This window comes from Flindersiella endophytica, from assembly GCF_054779015.1.
Genome location: NZ_BAAGYY010000009.1, coordinates 719,888 through 736,450, shown reverse-complemented (window position 1 = coordinate 736,450; position 16,563 = coordinate 719,888). Strand labels below are relative to the sequence as shown.

General features: G+C 69.4%; 9 protein-coding genes. 1 reads left to right on the top strand and 8 read right to left on the bottom strand.

From position 1 onward, the window contains the following. Positions 1–197 precede the first annotated feature (197 nt). Both ACYVF6_RS08650 and ACYVF6_RS08645 read right to left on the bottom strand, forming a co-directional pair. Positions 198–3,059: an ExeM/NucH family extracellular endonuclease gene (locus ACYVF6_RS08650; RefSeq protein WP_460518253.1), complete on the bottom strand. Its 2,862-nt coding sequence runs from the start codon at positions 3,057–3,059 to the stop codon at positions 198–200. A 202-nt stretch (positions 3,060–3,261) separates the two neighbouring features. Next, positions 3,262–3,711 (bottom strand): YdeI/OmpD-associated family protein, encoded by a 450-nt coding sequence (locus tag ACYVF6_RS08645; RefSeq protein ID WP_460518250.1) that lies wholly within the window; start codon positions 3,709–3,711, stop codon positions 3,262–3,264. Between the two features lie 111 nt (positions 3,712–3,822). Between ACYVF6_RS08645 and ACYVF6_RS08640 the strand changes: the two genes are divergently transcribed. Further along, positions 3,823–4,353: a hypothetical protein gene (locus ACYVF6_RS08640; protein WP_460519417.1), complete on the top strand. Its 531-nt coding sequence runs from the start codon at positions 3,823–3,825 to the stop codon at positions 4,351–4,353. Positions 4,354–4,501: 148 nt separating this feature from the next. On the opposite strand, the gene ACYVF6_RS08635 is transcribed toward ACYVF6_RS08640, so the two are convergent. From ACYVF6_RS08635 to ACYVF6_RS08610, 6 genes are all read right to left on the bottom strand, one after another. Beyond that, complete coding sequence (locus ACYVF6_RS08635) at positions 4,502–4,699, bottom strand: hypothetical protein (protein ID WP_460518247.1); 198 nt, start codon at positions 4,697–4,699, stop codon at positions 4,502–4,504. A gap of 134 nt (positions 4,700–4,833) precedes the next feature. Further along, positions 4,834–6,048, bottom strand: coding sequence for a formaldehyde dehydrogenase, glutathione-independent (fdhA, locus tag ACYVF6_RS08630; RefSeq protein WP_460518244.1), 1,215 nt, complete (start codon positions 6,046–6,048; stop codon positions 4,834–4,836). Positions 6,049–6,375: 327 nt separating this feature from the next. Continuing rightward, positions 6,376–7,725 (bottom strand): AfsR/SARP family transcriptional regulator, encoded by a 1,350-nt coding sequence (locus ACYVF6_RS08625; RefSeq protein ID WP_460518241.1) that lies wholly within the window; start codon positions 7,723–7,725, stop codon positions 6,376–6,378. A gap of 573 nt (positions 7,726–8,298) precedes the next feature. Next, the gene (locus ACYVF6_RS08620) at positions 8,299–8,862 is read right to left on the bottom strand and encodes a hypothetical protein (RefSeq protein WP_460518238.1); all 564 of its coding nucleotides are present in this window, start codon (positions 8,860–8,862) and stop codon (positions 8,299–8,301) included. A 181-nt stretch (positions 8,863–9,043) separates the two neighbouring features. Beyond that, entirely contained in the window at positions 9,044–9,169 is a 126-nt protein-coding gene (locus ACYVF6_RS08615; protein WP_460518235.1) for a hypothetical protein, read from the bottom strand. Between the two features lie 8 nt (positions 9,170–9,177). Then, positions 9,178–16,557: a coiled-coil domain-containing protein gene (locus ACYVF6_RS08610; RefSeq protein ID WP_460518232.1), complete on the bottom strand. Its 7,380-nt coding sequence runs from the start codon at positions 16,555–16,557 to the stop codon at positions 9,178–9,180. Positions 16,558–16,563: the final 6 nt, after the last annotated feature.

The following is a 16,563-nucleotide window of genomic DNA, read 5'->3' as shown; positions in this document are numbered from 1 at the left end:
AGGGGATCTCCCACCCCCCAAATGGAACGCCACAGCCATGCGGAATCGCGAATCAAACCTGGACAAAACTCACCTGTCCAGGGACCTCTGTGAAAAATATTACCTCTCAGGCTGCGGCTGTGAAGGGGTTCGACGAAAACGCCGGAGCAGAACGCGAGGTTCTGCTCCGGCGTCTTCTGGTTCCGAGCCGGCTCAGCTCACAGCTTGGCGCACTGTCCGGTGGCCGGGCCGACGACGACGTTGCGGTCACCGTTGTTGGTGGGGGCCGGCGAGTTGCCCGTGCAGGCCAGCGATCCGATGATGTGGTTGCCGGCGATGACCGGTGCCGTGGCGGAGCTGGTCTGGCGTACGGTCACCGGGCCCAGCACGGTCGAGCCGGCGAGCCAGACCTGCCGGGTCGTGGCGGAGATGGTCGCCGGGCCGATCAGGGTGGAGTCGCGAAGGGTCACTGACGACGCGCCCACGGCGGTCACCGCGCCGACCACCTGCGAGCCCGACGCGTACAGTTCGGCGCCCCGCTCCACCCGGATCGGGCCCAGCACGGTGGCGTTGGTCAGGCACGTGACCCCGGACGGGACGGTCAGCGGCTGGGTGTAGCGGCCGGAGATCGTACGACTGCACGACGGCGTGGCGCTCAGGCCGACGAGGATCGGGTCGTGGTCGCTGGAGCGGTAGGGCGTACCGGCCGAGAAGAGGTTGCCCGCGAAGTAGTTGTAGCGGGAGTACTCCCCCAGCACCGACTCGACGGAGTTGATGTTCCAGACGTCGACGCCGGTGACCGAGGCCACCGCTGCCGGGCTGGCGAGGATGTGGTCGAGCGAGCCGACCGTCTCGTCGAACACGTAGGTGTTCTTGTGCGCGAACGTCGCGTTCAGGTCGGCGTATCCCGCCTGGTACAGGACCTGCAACGGGTCTTCCCGCGTGTAGGAGTTGAAGTCTCCGATCAGGAACACCGCGGCGGTGCCGGTCTGGGCGACCATCCGGTCGGCGAACGCGGCGAGCGCCGAGGCCTGCGCCTGCCGCTCCTGGTTGAAGCAGCCCTGGCCGTCGCCCGGGTCCGGACTGTCACCGCAGCCCTTGGACTTGAAGTGGTTGGCGATGACGAGGAACCGCTTGCCACCGTCGGCCAGCGCGAACTCCTGCGCGAGCGGCTCCCGGGCGTTCGCGAACGCCGGCGAGTCGGTCAGGATCGTCGAGGAGCCGACCGGACGGACGGCGGCCGGGCGGTAGATGAACGCCGTACGGATGACGTCCTGCTCGTCCAGCGCGGGCTGCAGGGACGGCGAGCGAACGTAGTCCCACGTGCCCGCGCCGGCGGCCGCGTTGAGGGCACCGACCAGGTTGCTGAGCGCGTCGTCGCGGTTCTTGCCGAACTTCGCGGAGTTCTCGATCTCCTCCAGCGCTACGACATCGGCGTCCAGCTGGTTGACGGCGGCGACGATCTTGCCTTGCTGGCGGGCGAGGTTGACCGAGTCCCAGGCGCCGCGCGCGTCGCAGCCGCCGCTGACCGAGATCGGGTTGCCTTCGCGGTCGGTGAAGGGCTCGCAGCCGGCCACGTCGACGCCGAGCGTCGTGAAGTAGTTCAGGACGTTGAAGCTCGCGAGCCGCGCGGCGCCTCCGGTGTCCTGCGGCGCCGCCGTCCGGGTGTCCTGGAACGACACGTCCGCCGACGCGCCACCCGTCAGCTGCTGGGTGGGCTGGAACTTCCAGCTGTCGTTGCGGAAGTCGAAGATCACCGGCCGGCCGAACGTCACGCGCGCACCGGTACGCACCGGCGTCTGCGTGGTGAGGTACGGCACCTGGCCGCTGCTCGGCGTACGGATGGACTGGCCGTCGTCCAGCACGACCCGGCGAGCGGCGTTGTCGGCGGCCACCGCGTCGGCGGCGGCGCCGGGACGGGCGACGTCCGTCGGCTGGATCAGCGGCTGGTCGCCGGATGCCAGCACGATCTCGCCGAACGCGTTGTTGCCGAAACCGCCGAGGTTGAAGGTGTCGGAGACGACGTACGAGCCGGCCGGCTGCACGAGCATGCCCTCGTACCGCTCCCGCATCGCGGTGTCGCGCGGCAGCGCGAACGGCACCGGCTTGACGGCTTCGGCCGGGTCGGACAGCACCCGCGCGGCACCCGCGCCGACGCTGATCTCGGTGAGGCCGAAGAACTCCGACACCGTGCCGGTCACCTCGACGTGATCGCCGATCCGGACCTGGCCGACGGTCGCCGACGAGAAGACGAACACCGCGTCGGACGCGGTACGAGCGGCCGGGTCGGTGTCGCCACCGGTGCCCGGGGTCTGCAGGTAGTAGCCGTTGAACCCGCCGCTCGAGTACGCAGCGGTCACCACGCCGGCGGTGCGTACGGTCCGGCCGGCGTACGGCGAAACGTCGCCGGTGCCCTGGATGCCGGCGATCGCGACCTCGGCCGGCGGTTCCGGCTGCCCGCTGCCCGGGTCGGGCTGGCCGGGCGTGAAGTCGGCCGCGTTGTCGTCGGTGTCGGTGCTGCCCGCGCCGCCGCGCAGCCCGGCCGTGGTGTTCGACAGTCCCGGCGCCGGGCCGCTGCCCTCGAAGTCGCTGGCGGCTCCGTAGCCGACGAAGTCGCGTACCCCCGCTGCCGCATGGCAGCTGCCGCCGCAGGCCAGCGTCGCCTGGCTGGTGACCAGCGCGACCTTGCCGGAGCTCGCCGACATCGCGATCGTGCCCGTGACGTCCGGCGCCGGCAGTGCGGTGGTGCCGCCCGAGCCGGCGGCCTCCTGGATGAGGTAGCTGCCACCGGCGGCGATGCTGCCGGTCAGGTCTGTACGCAGCCAGGTGGTGCCGGACGCCGAGGCGTACTGCACGCTCCAGGCCGACAGGTCGACCGCGGCGGACCCGCGGTTGGTGAGCTGGATGTAGTCGTTGGTGTAGGTCGCGCCGCTGTTGCCGCCTCCGCCGTACACCTGACTGATCACGACATCCGGCGACGCAGCCGCCGACGGACCTCCCAAGGTGGTCAAACCCACTGCGGCGACACTCGCCACGACAACGCCAAGCCCTGCGGCCCGGCCGATCCGGCCTGCGAACACGACAGCCCTCCCTAGCTATCGCAGAAACCCCAAAAGGATCGGCTGGCTCCCGCCCCCGGAGAATCCCAGCCCGCCGATCAGATTTGAACCTACCGGTGTCGGCGAGACCGCGCCGGGACATCTGGCGAGGCAATGCGGGATGACGAATCCGTGCCGTACGGACGGGCGCTACCAGGTGCGATCCGGCGAACGCTGGGCGCGACTATCTCGCCTTGTGTTCGTGCAGCATGCCGACCGACTTGGCGACCCGGCCGGCGCGGGTCTCGGCTTTCTTGGCACCGGTGATCTGCAGGACGTGCCAGGACTGCTTGCTGTAGGAGAGCGTGTCCCAGAACGCCTTCGCTGCCGGGTCGGCGGCCAGCGCGGCGGCGAAGTCGTCGGGCATCTCCACCTCCCGCTTCGAGGTGTCCAGCTCGACCTCGACGTCCAGCACATCGCCGGCGGCGACGTCGGCCTCGTCCCGCCGCTGCGCACTGACGCCGAGCAGGAACCGCCCGCCCATCCGCGCGATCGAGGTACCGAACGTGAAGCCCTTGATCGTGACGCTCACCTTGGGGTGCTTCCCGCCGCCGAGCCCTTCGACGACCGACTCGGGCACCTCGATGCCGGTCGTGTTCTTACCGGTGCCCTCCAGCTCCGCACGAAACTTCATCGGTGGTTCCCTTCAGGTCAGCGTTCGATCGAGGTTCGCACAACAGACCGGCCGGCGAGTGAAAAGTCATCGCACCACACCGCACCGGGGGCGCATGATGTCGTGGTGGAGATGGACGCGTTCGACTTCGGGATCGCCGGTTACCGGCCGCGCTGGATGACAGGACTCGCCGCGGTACGAGCAGCGTGTGGGGCTCGGCTGGGAAAGCTGGCCGGGCAGAGGTTGACGCGCAGCGGAGTGGTGTGGGACCTCGACGCCGACGAATGGTTCGCGGACGCCCCCGTCTTCCTCGACTTCGGCGGAGAGCAGGTCGAGCTCAACCACCAGAAGTTCGACGAGCTCTCCATCACCTGGAACACCGGCGACCCCGCGGCACCGATCGCCTGGGCGGCGGACGCCGGCCTCCAGCTCGCGTGGCGGGACGACGTACCGCCGGAGCTGGCGGCCCTGCGGGGGCAGCTCCTGCGCACGGTCGAGCTGCTCGAGTGGCGCCCGGCCGACCAACGCGACCTGGCGAGCGGCACGCTCGCCGTGCACTTCGCGTTCGAACGTGGCGGGCTGACGCTCTACAACGCGCTGGACGAGAACGGCTTGACGTTCGAGCCACCGGACGACCAGTGGCGGCGACATCCGCTGACCTGAACGGCTCGGTGTGGGAGTGTCAGCGGCATGACGACCACGACCTACTACGTCTTCAGCAGCATCGACGGATTCGTCGCCGGTGGCTCGCTGGGTCGGGCAGGTCGCCAACCTCACCTACGATGTACGCACGGTCGGCTGAACGGCTCGATCAGGAGATCGGCGGGGCGTCCGGACCGTGGTCCGGGTGGTGCTCCCACCGCACACGATGGGCGCCGAAGCCGGCAGCGTGCGCACCGTGGTGGCCAAGAGGGCGCCGGCAACGGTAAGCGGGCGAGTAGATGTCGCGGCACGAGTCCGGATAGCTGGTGTAGGCGAACTCGAGGTCCAGGCGTTCGTCGAAGCTCATCGGAGCACCACCTTCGCGAGGGCGATGGAGCCGCCCGCGACGATGCGGACCCTTCCATTCTGACACCGGGCAACCGGTAGGGCCGGTTCGAACCGACCCCACCGGGCCCTCTCTACGTGGAGAGAGGCGTTCCGCTACCGGATCAGACCGTGCGGGTCGAGGATGTACTTGCGTGCGGCGCCACTGTCGAACTCCGCGTACCCTTCCGGCGCGCGGTCGAGAGGGAGGACAGTCGCGTTGACGTTCTTCGCGATCTGGGTGCGGTCGTGCAGGATCGCGTTCATGAGCTGCCGGTTGTAGCGCATGACGGGGCACTGTCCAGTCGTGAACGAGAGCGACTTGGCCCAGCCCAGTCCGAGACGGATCGAAAGCGAACCGACCTTGGCCGCGTCGTCGACGGCGCCCGGGTCCCCGGTTACGTACAGGCCGGGGATGCCGACGCCGCCACCGGCCCGGGTGACGCTCATGACCGTGTTGAGGACCGTCGCGGGGCGTTCGGTCTGTGCCTCCCCGCCATGTCCTCGTGCTTCGAAACCGACCGCGTCGACAGCGCAGTCGACTTCCGGCTCGCCGAGGATCTGTTCGATCTGGTCCGCCGGATCACCTTGTGCGACGTCGATGGTCTCGCAGCCGAAGCTGCGGGCCTGTTCCAAGCGCTCCTTCTGCAGGTCGGCCACGATGACGACGGCCGCGCCCAGCAGGAACGCCGAGGTGGCCGCCGCGAGGCCGACCGGCCCGGCACCCGCGATGTAGACCGTCGAGCCGGGACCGACGCCGGCCGTGACCGCGCCGTGGAACCCGGTGGGGAAGATGTCCGCGAGCATGGCCAGATCACGGATCTTGTCCATGGCCTGGTCCCTGTCGGGGAACTTCAGGAGGTTCCAGTCGGCGTAGGGAACCACGGCGTACTCCGCCTGGCCGCCGACCCAACCGCCCATGTCCACGTACCCGTAGGCCGACCCGGGCCGGTCCGGGTTGACGTTCAGGCAGACACCTGTCTTGCCTTCCTTGCAGTTGCGGCACCGGCCGCACGCGATGTTGAACGGAACCGAGACCAGGTCGCCGACCTCGACGAACTCGACGTCGCGGCCGACCTCGATGACCTCACCGGTGATCTCGTGTCCGAGCGCGAGTCCTTCGGGTGCGGTCGTCCGACCGCGAACCATGTGCTGGTCACTGCCGCAGATGTTGGTCGCGACGACCTTGAGGATGGCGCCGTGTGGAAGCTGGCGCCCGACGTTGGCCTGGTTGACTCCTGGACCGTCCTTCAGCTCGAACGACGGATAGTCAATGGCTTCGACTTCGACCTTGCCCGCGCCCCGATAGATGACCGCCCTGTTGTCTGGCACGGTCCTACTCCTCTCGCTGACTCGAATGTGGATGGTGATGTTTGGGGTGATGCGGGATGACTCGAACCAGCAGCCTCGCCTCCGTCCAGAACGCGGGAACAGAGTGACGGCGCGCGCATGATGGGCTGACGCTGTGGGCGTGAGATGAACATCACGTGCCTCGATCCGGCCGTGGCAGCGGACCGTCCACATCCGCCACCGCGCCGCCTAGATAGCAGGGACGGTGCCGGAGCAGGGGAAATACGCCTCGACGAGGGGGCGGATTTCTCTCGCCCGAGCCTTCAACGTATGCCCGCCACCGACCAACCGTCAATCGGGAAGACGGCCTCAGGACGCCGCGGCCGCAGACGTCCCTACGTTCCCAAGATCGGCCAGCGCCTGCCGGGCCATGGCCGTCGCCGCGGGGTCGGTGAGCATGGGGAGGGCGCGGGTGAGGTGGGTGGCGGCATCGGCGGGGGCGCCGAACTCGGCCTCGGCCATCGCGAGGTTGACCAGGACGATGCCTTCGGCGTCGCGGTCGCTGGTGACCGCGGCGAGACCGAGTGCCGTCGTGAACTCCGTGCAGGCATCGGGAAGGCGGCCGTCGCGGGTGTAGGCGATGCCGAGGGCGTTGCGCACCACCAGTTCGCCGTAACGGTCGCCGTCGGTACGGGTGGCGGCCGCGACCCGGAGCAGCAGCTGCGTCCAGTTGTCGAGCCGGCCACCGGCCTCGACGTACTCGTGTCCGACGCTGCACAGCTGCCACGCCGCGGCCACCTGCCCGTTGGCGACGAAGTAGCCGATCGCGGCGGTCAGGCTCTCGGCTTCGGCCTCGAGCCAGCTCAACGCGGCAGCCGCGTCGGCGAACGAGGTGCACGGCTGCTGCCCGGTGAGCACGTTCGCGGCTTCCATCGCCAGCCGCTGATAGCCGGCAGGCGGCCCGGCTGGGAGTGCTTCCGGTTCGGTGAGCAGGTCCTGGTGCAGCCGCTGGAGTTCGGGGCCGGGTTCGATGCCGAGCTCCTCGACCAGCGCGGCCCTGGCCCGCCGGTAGGCGGCCAGTGCGTCGGCCTTGCGTCCCGCGTCGCGCAGGGCGACGATCAGGCGGACCCAGGCGCTTTCACGCAAGGGGTCCTCAGCCGTGAGACTCGTGCCGAGCCCGATCGCCTCGGGCAGCCGGCCCGCCGCCAGGAACGCGTCGACCAACCGCTCGCGGACGGTCCAGTGCAGCTCCACGAGCCGCGCGATCTGTGGCTGGTCCGCGGCCGTTGCCAGCCCGTCGAACGGCAGGCCGCGCCACAAGCGCACCGCGGTCTCCAGCCGTTCGATCGCGACCGCTGCCGACCCGGACTCGAGCGCGGAGGTGCCGTCGGCCAGCAGAGCCTCGAACCGGTCGGTGTCGACCTCGCCAGGCTCGACGCGGATCCGGTACGCACCCGACCGGCTCTCGATCCGCTGACCGTCACCGGGCAACGACGGCAACAGCTTCCGCAGCTGCCAGATGTAAGTGCCGACGTTGCGTTCGGCCGACGCGGGCGGCCGCTGATCCGCCCAGATCGCATCGACCAGCTCGTCGACACTGACCCAGAGGTTGGCCTTGAGCAGCAACGTGGCAAGCAGTGCCCGGGGCTTGCGCGCACCGATGTAGCTGACCGCCTCGGTTCCGTCGACCTCGACCGGTCCCAGCACGCGAAACAGCATGCGGGATTCACCTCCATCCCCCGAAGCGGCCTGGCGCAAAGCAGCACGACGGTGATTGAGTCTCTGCAAAGTACCTTACTCGGACGATCGGGTTTAGCGCATGCCTGTGCCCGGCCGGAGCCGCTTTCCGTACGCCCGCAGCAACGACGAGGCCTACCTCTTCATGGCTCTTCGCCCGTGCGTCTGCGGCGACAACGAACTGCTCGAGCCCAAAGGTCACGACCGAGCCTCCCGGTAACCTGGTGACTGCCCGCTTCGGCGGCCGTTGCCCAGGATGTGGCGAGCAACGCCAGTTCACGTTCGCCGTGCCGCCACCCCTGGCGTGTTCTTCGAGATCCACTACGGCACCGGCGACGAGCCTTCCCAGCTGATCGATGCCGGCGAGTGGCTCGGCGTGGCACAGCTCAACGCCCTCAGCGCGCAAGAACGCCTTGACGCCGGCGAGCTCACCGAGGCGGCCTGGAAAACGCCACCGCCGAGGTGCTCGATGCGTTGGACACCGGATCCGGTGGATGCGGCCGGCTCGCTTCGGATCATTGAGGAGGTGCGTTCGCGGCCACGACGAAGGCAGGATCACTCAGCATCCCGGTCAACCGCCGCGTAGAACTCCGGGTGCTCGGCCGGCCAGGCCGTACGCCAGGCCGCGCCCTTTGGGGGGCAGCTGTTCCAGCCGCGGCCGGTACGTCTGCTCGGCCCGGTTCGGCTCGTCTGGATGCCGGGCCGCGAGCGCCTCGACGAGCAGGCCGAACCTGCGGTCGGCACAAGTGTGAACGTCGGGATCGGCGGATCCGAACGGCCGGCCGACGCCCAGCTCGTCCAGCAGGTGGCCAACCTGCCGTTCGAGCTCCGCGTGGGCGGCTGGTTCAGCAGATAGTCGAGCTCTTCTGCCACGTGCGCCAGGTCAGAGTGCGTCAGGTCATGCAGACCGGCGACCAACGGACAGGAGCCACGGGCCAGCAGGTTGGGCGCGGACCCGGCCATCCGGCGGAGGAGGCCCAGCCGGCCGGTGTCCCGGGCACCGGCCGACTCCGAATCGGCCACCTCCGCCACGTGGGCCACGATCCGCTCGACCCACACCTCCCGCTTCGGCCGGCCGGCGACCGGATCGCCGCCCGGGATGCGGTCCGACACGGTCACGCGGACGATCCGGCGGAAGCCCTTCCCCTCGGGAAAGGATGCTGATCCCGGTGTCCTCACAGCCCGCCCGCAACCCGTCATCGACCGGGCCGGGAACGAACAGCAACGCGTAGTCCGCGTCCGCGCGCTCGGGCAGCGCGAGCACGTAGCCGTCATGGTCCGGGAGCTCCTCCAAGCGGTCTCAGATGTGCGAGTCCCGCTCCACGTCGAACCGGTCCAGCCCTTGGTGCGCGTCGACGGCCTTGCGGAGAGCGTCCGACGTGGCCGGCGGGTCCGGGCCGGAGCTCTCGCCGGGCGCGCCTGCCATGGCGCGGACTACGGAGGGCCATGCGGTGGCTTGCGTTCCGGCGCCCGGCCCCCATCCTGACCTGGCACCGGCCCCGGGCCCGAAGGCGGTGGCGGCGGTGGAGACGCCGCCGGTGGCGCGGATGGCGGGGGCGGCGGTTGCCGTATGGCCGTCTGGAGTCTCTGCCCAGCCAGGTGAATCGCCTCGATCCACAGCCTGGCCAAAGCACTGTCAGCCAATCCCGGAGCGACCCAGACGACGTGCGGATCGCCCAGGCTTCCGGCTCGGAGATCGACCTTGGCCACCCGGCCGTCCGGCTGCCCGGACACCAGCACCCGGAAATGCTGCCGGCCTGCCGAGTCGGTCTCCACCGCCGCCACGCCGTCCACCACAACCGGCACACCGGTCACCGGCGCTACACCCAGCTCACGCAACTCCCGCCGGCCAAGCCACGGCGGCGCGGCAGGAGACAGCGGCGCCAACCCGGCAAGCGCCTCCAGCACGGCCGCTTCGGTGAGCCGCTCACCCGGGCGGGCATCGGCGAGCAAGCCGGCCTCGGCGTTCTCGGTTATCTCGACCACATCGGTGGCTGAGGACCGGCTGTGTCTTCCAGCAGACGACCAGGGGAACCGCCAGGCCAGCGCGAACTCGCGGATGGCCGCCGCGGCCAGGCCCAGCCTCCCGCCACGACCGCCTGGGTGCTCGCGAGGCAGCTCCTGGGCGGGAGCACCCGCCCGCTCTGGTATGGAAGGCGGATCGGCCGCGACCGCCGCAGCCGGCTCGGCCGGCTCGGTGGCCGGGAACGAAGCCGGCTCGTAGTCGTCCCAGGCATCGGCCCCACCGACCAGGACGGGCATGTGATGCTTGCCGGCAACCCGAAGCAAGCGGATCTCCGGCGCCGCGCCATCCGCACGCCGGCTGGAGCCGTACGACTCGAGGTTGCCGGCCTCGTCGCACACGGTGATCCGAAGTCCGTAGTGCTCCGCCATCAGCTTCGCCAGGTGCGCGTAGAGCGGACTCCCGACAGCGCCTTCGTCACCAATCTTGCCCACGGCGCCTGTCGGCGTCAGCCCAAGGTTGCGCAGGTCTGGCAGCAGCTTCCACAGCACGCGGTCGCCCGGCTCCTGCTGGAGCTCGGCCGAGAGCGCCCGCGCCAAGCCGGCCCGAAGCTGCTCGGCGGACTCGACGCCGACCCCGTCGTTCCGCAGCGCCGTGAACACCGCTTGGAAGAAGCCGTCGGCACCGTGCGGAACCCATCGAGTCGAGGCCTCCTCGGCATCGAGCCACCGCTGCTGGCCCGCGCTGGGAGTGTTCGGATCTCCCACCATTCGTGGGAAGTCCTGCACGGACAGGTCCCCGCCGAATCGCGAGCCGGGCAGCTCGGACGCCAGGCGCGCCGCGTACGGAACACCAAACCGCACCAGGGCTTGGAGCACCCGTGTCTGGTCGTGGGCGCCGACGGTCTCCGGTCCGCGGTACGCCCGGCCGATCGGCGTGCCGTAGTAGTAACGCTCGACGATCCACCGCAGCGTCTCGCGGAGCTGCCGGGGCACCGCGAAAACGGCCGGCCCGTGGTGTGGCTGTGTCTCGATGGGATCCACTCGGGCCGGACGCGTCGCCACCGCCGAGGCCAGCCAGGCAGGGCTGATCTCCAGAACTCGCCGGCGCTGCTCGGGCCGGAACAGGCCGTGCCGCAGGGCCAGCTCACCCGCCAGGTTGCGCAGCAGCTCCGCGGTGGCGGCATCGAAGTCCACGAGGCCGGCGTCGAAGAGGACCTGGCGGAACGTCTCCAGGTCGGCCAGCCGGCTCGCCTCCGTCACGTGCCTGGGCACGAAGCCGAACAGCCTGGCGATGTCTTCGAAGGAACGAGCGTCGGTGAACCCGGCGTCCGCCAACCTCTGCGGGAAGTCGGGTGGAACTGCCTCCCACACTGCTTGCCTGGTCTCCGCATCCGAGCCCAGCAATACTCCCGGATCGACGTCATGCCGCGTCGCAAGGTCGATCAAGCCGTCGACATCGGATCCTGCCAGGGCGGCTCGTTCGGCCGGCCGATTGCGCGCCTCGGCGACGACCTGGGCGAACGGCTGTCCGGTCGCTCGCGACTTCCGGTAGAGCTCTCGCAGGTCGAGTCGGAGCCGGCCCGCCCGGAGAAAGGCCGGAGCGTCCTGGTGGATCAGGTCACGGATGGCCTGCTCCAGTTGCTTGGCTTCGCCTGCGGAGTCCACACGCACAACGCCATTGGTGTCAGGAATGACGCGATATACGTCCTGGTTGCCGTCCGGCTGGGTGACGGAGAGCAGGATCTCGGCTCCGAGCCGGAATGTGACACCGCGAGCGATCTCGATCGGGTCGGGCTCGTACTCGGCGGGGGTGGGCAGCAGGGCCTGCTCGCCTCGAGCCTGCCGGGTTTCGGCCAGCAGCGCCCGCGCAACCTCCAGCCGACGGTGCGCTTGCCGCAGCCGCCGCTCCGCCAGTGCCAGTTCGGGCAGCGCTGCCTGGCCGAACTCCTCGGTGGCGGACCTGACCGCGGCCTCGGCGGACTGCACCTCCGACTCGGCTCGCCCGATCAGGCCTTCGCCGTCCCACAGGCACTCCCAGGCGGCCTGCAGGCCAAGGCTCTCGGCGAGCTCGTTCGCCTCCGCCATCGCCGCGCGCAGGTCCCGGACACCACCTGGGAAGAAGCGCTGCCAGCGCAGGTGTGCGAACCGGAGGTGCCGCTGCTTGTCCCCTGGAGAGAGCAGTGTCCGCTCGACGCGCTGCCGCTCCGCCTCGGGCGCTCCGCCGGTCTTCCGCCGGGCGACGGCGGCCTCGAGGATCAGGCGGGCTCGGCGGGCCGGATCCTCCTCAGCCCGCACCAGTTCTCTGGCTTCCAGCACGGCCTCGCCGCGCTCCTGGAGATCATCCGCCAGTACCCGGGCCCTGGCAGCCGCGTCGGCCGTACGCCGGGCCCGCGCCGCTTTGTCCCGCAAGGCCTGCAGGGCCTGCCGCCCCACCGCGTCGCCCGGACCCAACCGATCGAGCTGACGGGCCTGGCGTTCCAGCGCGTCGGCAGCTTCGTCCGCACGTTGCTCCAGCGCCCGAGCGCCCTCGCCGATGCGTTCGGCAGCCGCTGTCCGCTTGCTCACCGCCTGGCGCAGCGGGTCAGCGGTGAGCTTCACGAGCGGCGGCGCCACGGGCACGTCGCCGCCGAACGGCCGGCTCAGGTCGACCTCACGCCACACCCGCGGCCTGGGCTCGAGCTCGGGCAGCTCACGTCGCAGTGCGTTCGACACGTGCTCGGCCTGCTGTCCGCCCTGGTCCAGCAGGTGTTCGAGGCTCAGCTCCGGTGCTCGCGACTCACGTTCCGGATCGTTCTCGCGGACTGTGAGCTCGGTGTGCGCCACACCCGGCTGGACTCGGCCGTACCGCGCCTCGAACGCCGGCAGGTCCTTCTCGTAGACCAGCACGTAGAGGCTGCCGTGTGCCGCGTTCTCCATCCGCAGCCGGTCGCTGGTCTGTCCGTTGACGCGGCTTTCGGCCTCGAGGTGCGCCGCGTAGTCGAGCTTGACCACGACGCCCGGAGCCTCGGTGTCGCCGGCCAGCTCGTTACGCCAGCCGTCCCAGGTTCCGACTTCGAGCTCCGACTGCTCGCCCATCCCAGCCCTGAACGTGGCGAACACCTTGCCCTCCACGGTCATCTCGATCGGGAGCGGCGTACGAACCCCGATCTTCGTGCCGTCCTTCTCCTCCCAGCGGTGGATCTGGCCGAGCCGAACCCGCTCCGCCCGCTGCACGACGATCGGGTTGACACCCTCGAGTCTCAGCTTGACGATCTGCAGGGCCGCCGGCCGGTTCGGTGACCGCACGGTCATGGTGGCGCCGGCAGCGCTGAACAAGGCGGGCAGTGAGTTCAGCAGACCGTCGTGCGCGAGCGGCCCGCGGTCGATCACGAAGCCCCGCAGCTCCTCGACGTCCTTCCGGCCGAGCAGCCTGGGGTCGCTCAGCAGCTTCGCGACGGCTTGGCGGATCTGCCTGCCACCGTCTTCGACAGCGTATCCGACGTGGTCGGGCGGCAGGTCGGCGATCTGCTGATAGCTCTTGTTCTGCTTGGGTTCCTGCGGCACAGGCTCGAAGTCGCCTGGCTGGCGGATCCGTAGGTTTCCGACGAGCACCTGCTCGGCAACCGGCGTCTGAGTGTCACCGTAGGCCCGCACCGTCAACCGGACAGGGAGGTTGAGCTGTTCCACGACATAGGCGAACAACGCCTGGATGTTGATCTGCGTGTCCGGTGCGATGTGACTCGTGGAGTAGCCGCGGCTGGTCGCCATCGCCCCCTTCACACCGAGCACACTCAGGAAGGGCGCCGGATGCCCCAGGGAGTCGTTTCTGTAGTGACCCCACGACGTCGTGTTCTCCGAGACCCGGAAGTTGTACGCCTGATGCCGGAAGAGGTTGTTGAGCATCGGGCCGAGATTCTCCGGCTCGGCCGGCAGCCCCAGTTCCCGCAGCCGTCGTGCCACCCGTTGATAGTCGCCGGGCGCCAGCGAGTCAGGGCTCACGATCTCGGCCTGCAACGTCAGCTTGACGTGATCGGCTCCCGGTAGGCCCGTTCGTGGTACGTCCGCCTCCAGCAGCGGATACTCCGTGCCGATGGCGTTACGGACGACCGAGTGCAGACGTTCGCCGTATCCGAGCACGGTCGTCATGGCTTCGCCATTGAGCAGCATGCTCATCGGAACGACCTGCTCGACGGCCTGCTCGAGCACCTCTTCGCCGCTGACGCGCTCGCCATCGGCGTTGTAGAGCTCGATCGCTTCGACGCCCGCAGCTCCGATGCCGTAGCCACGCCTGATCCACTCGGGGGTGCCGCGAGACCGGTCCGCGAGCGACGAGGCCGGAAGCCGGGCGGCGGCATGCTCGCCGAGCAACCGTTCGAGCTCGAGCACGACAGCGGCGACGTCGTGTGCCCGGTCCGGTGCGAGCTCGGTCTCCTGCCGGTGGCCCGGACGGCCGTCGTACTGCGCGAGAACCGCTTGCAGGACAGCGATATCGGGCTGTCCGCCCTCCGAGCTCCGCTGTTCGGCGAGCCTGAGCGCGGCTCGGGTGGCAGCCGGTCTGGCCAGGCCGAGCTCACCCTCTCGCCACCGGTTCAGCGAACGTACGACCTCCGCGACGGGCAGGTTGAGGACACCCCGGCCGTACAGGTCGACGACCTCCGACTCGCGGAGGAGGACCGAGACCTTCCCGCCCGGCACCGGCGTTTCCCGAGTGGTTTCGAGCTCCCCCACCAAGCCGCCCCTGGCCGGCGTCACCCGGGTCGCCTGGACTCGCCAGGTGGTCTCGATGTCGACCAGGAATCGTCTTTCGAGGTTGAGATTGATGTCTTCCGGACCCCTGGTGGAGCCGCTCTTCTCCGACGTGCCCTTGGTGCGCGTACCCGTGTGCTCGTAGGAGATCTTGTACTCGCCGCTGCCGCCCTTCGTGATGCTGGAACCCGAACTGCGGGCTGTCTCGGTCGTGGGCAGCCGTAGGTTGATATCGGCCCCGAGCACCCCGTCGAGCACACCCCGCAAGGTGGCCTGGCCGAGCTCGGCCCCGACCGTGACGTTCCATCGCGTGTGTGGACGGAAGACCTGCTTGCGTCGCTCCTGGTCGGCCTGACCGTGTGTCTCACCGTCGAATCTCAGCCCTGGACCGGCGATCGTCCGGATGTTCGAGCGGACGAAGTCGGTCGACGAGATGACGTTGAGCACGTCCGCCGGAAGCCACGGCGCGATGGCCAGCGCGACCTCCCGCAACCTGGTGGCGTCGAGGCCGATGACCTCGCCGTTCTCCGCGATCACCTTGGCCGGCGTCACGCCTCTGGTGAGCGGAACCGGAACGTCGTCTCCGGCGGTCCGCCCGGCACCGAGTTCCTTCGTCTTCCGCGACGGATGCGTCAACTCGGCGAGTGCCCACAACTCCGCCGAGCCTTCGAAGTCCAGCTTGGCGATCTCCGCCTGCTTGGAGTCCGTCACGACCATGGTCAGTTCGTGAGGCACCCTCCAGCCGGCGAACTCCATGCCCGCTTTGGTTTCAGTCAACCGTACGCGGTTGGCGCGCTCGACGGCGACCGCGACCGCGGACAGGCTCCGGGTTCCCTCGAACTTTCCTCCGAACAGCGCGAGGAGCTTGGCGGCGACGGACAGCGACCAGGCGTGGGTCCCCGAGATCGTGGATCCCACGGCGCTCATGTCGATGTCGAGCTCGGCGGCCACGGTGTCCTTCGAGTAGCCCAGGAAGACGACCTCATCGATTCGGGGCCGCAACCGGAGCTCGAGGTTGAGCTCCTCCTTTCCCTGCGGGGAGTTCGGGTTGAACCGCGTGAAGCTGAACCGGACGCCGTTCTGGAGGAGATCGTCGTAGCGCGGCCGCAGGCTGTCGGCGTCCAGTTGCCGCTCCGCGTTCAGCAGGTTCTCGACGTACTGGTCCTGGCTGCTTCCCGGCCCGCTCTGCCGTGGCGCATGGTGCCCGAGGAGCTGGAGCGCGGCTTCGCGAAGCGATGCGGTCCCCTCGAGCTCCGCGAGCACCGCCGTTCCGAGCGCGCGCCTGACTTGGGCGGACAGCCATTCGTCGCCCTTTGGAAGGTCGAGGCGGAAGTTGCGCACCAGCCCGAAGCCGATGCCGGTCGCGAGGTGGCCGGGAAACGCGAGGTTCTCCTCGATCCGCGCAGGCGTTCCGCGTACCTCACCGTTCGCGTCGACGGCTGACTTGTGCACCGGAAGGCCGTACCTGTAGGCATCGATCTCACGCAGGACGACCTTCGCCGTGCTGTCGACGAGACGGGGCCGATCCAGCTGGTTGCCGTTGCCGGTCTTCGTGACCGAAACGGTGAACCGCGCCCTGATCTCGTACGCCTGGTTGAAGCTGGTGTCGCTCTCGTCGCCCGGCCACCCCTTGTCGACCTTCACCCGGAGGGCGGCCATGCTGAGCAGGGATCCTTTACTCAGAACGCGTGTGTAGGACCCGCCCAACGTGAAATCGACGGGCACCCACTTACGAAGCAGAGCCGGAAGGAGGGAAGGGGTCTTGAGCCTGAACGGCTGTGCCCGGCTCGGCCCCACACTCGCGGTGACGGCGTGCTGAGCGACCCCGACGTCCTCCTTGATCTGCTTCATGGGTCCGCCCAGCAGCTTCGCCCCTTCGAGCGTCACCTCCGCCGTGATGGTGACCGTCCCCACCACGACGCCGGCCCGGACGAGATCGAAGACGTATCCCTCCGGCATCTCGGCCCGCCCGGTGGTCCGCACCGCGTCGTGGAAACGGTCGGCCAGCTCTTTCACGCCCTGGAAGACCTGGCGTACGACATCCGGATCGCCGCGCCACTGATCTGGAAGCGTCGCCAGCGTTTCGGTGAGGAGGTCGCGGCGGCCGAGCACCTCGAGGCGCATACCCAG